Here is a 1,262-nt window from a genome sequence, read left to right as displayed (position 1 = left end):
CTATAAGGCTCGGTTGTGGACTTCGGCGTTTCATTGAGGGCGGGTGGGTGGGGTTGTGCGGGTGTGACGGGCGGCCCCGCTGTGCGGTGGGTCGGTCAGCGCACGTCCGTGCGGACGCCTCCCTGCCAGACGGCGGAGACGAGCGGGACGCCCGGGCGGTACGCCAGGTGCACGTGGCTCGGCGCGTCCAGCAGGGCCAGGTCCGCGCGGGCGCCCGGTGAGACGCGGCCTACGTCGGTGCGGCGCAGCGCTTGGGCGCCGCCCGCCGTCGCGGACCAGATCGCCTCGTCCGGCGTCATCCCCATGTCCCGTACGGCCAGCGCGATGCAGAACGGCATCGAGCTGGTGAAGGACGAGCCGGGGTTGCAGTCCGTGGACAGCGCGACGACCGCGCCCGCGTCGAGCAGGCGGCGGGCGTCCGGCCACTGGGCGCGGGTGGAGAACTCCGCGCCGGGGAGCAGCGTCGCGACCGTCGCGCTGTTCGCCAGGGCGTCGATGTCCTCCGTGCTGAGGTGCGTGCAGTGGTCTGCGGAGGCCGCGTCCAGTTCTACGCCGAGTTGGACGCCGGGGCCGTACGAGAGCTGGTTGGCGTGGATGCGCGGCGTCAGGCCGCGCGCCTTGCCCGCGGTGAGGATCGCGCGGGCCTGGTCTCCGTCGAACGCCCCCTTCTCGCAGAACACGTCGATCCAACGGGCGTGCGGCGCGCAGGCGTCGAGCATCGGGCCAGTGACCAGGTCGACGTATCCGGCCGGGTCGTCGGCGTAGTCCGGCGAGACGATGTGCGCGCCGAGGTAGGTGACCTCGTCGGTGTGCTCGGCGGCGATGCGCAGCGCGCGGGCCTCGTCCTCGACGGTGAGGCCGTAGCCGGATTTGGTCTCCTGGGTCGTGGTGCCCTGCCGGAGCGCCTCGGCTAGGTAGCGCGCCACGTTGGTGTGCAGGGCCTCGTCCGTCGCGGCGCGGGTGGCGGCGACCGTGGTGCGGATGCCTCCGGCGGAGTAGCTCTTGCCGGACATGCGGGCGTTGAACTCGGCGGTGCGGTCGCCTGCGAAGAGGAGGTGGGAGTGCGAGTCGACGAAGCCGGGGATGAGGGCTTGGCCGTCGGCGTCGAATGTCTCGTCGGCTGCGGGGGCGTTCCTGGTCGGGCCTACCCAGGCGATCTTTCCGTCCTCGATGACCACGGCTGCGTCGGTGAGCAGGCCGATGGGGCCCCTGCCCAGGGCGGGGTCGTTGGTTACGAGGCTGGCGATGTTGGTGATGGAGGT

Annotated in this window: 1 protein-coding gene; it reads right to left on the bottom strand. The window is 72.0% G+C overall.

Features of this window, described 5'->3' with window-relative positions; genetic code table 11:
• Window positions 1-95: 95 nt before the first annotated feature.
• The coding region (gene hutI, locus QMK28_RS33955; RefSeq protein WP_326443550.1) for an imidazolonepropionase at window positions 96-1,262 on the bottom strand (1,167 nt) is incomplete at its 5' end.

Origin of the sequence: Streptomyces sp. H27-D2, assembly GCF_035828615.1 — a bacterium.
In the GTDB taxonomy this organism is placed as follows: domain Bacteria; phylum Actinomycetota; class Actinomycetes; order Streptomycetales; family Streptomycetaceae; genus Streptomyces.
Note: the sequence above shows the minus strand (reverse complement) of the source record. Positions and strands in the feature narration are given on the sequence as shown.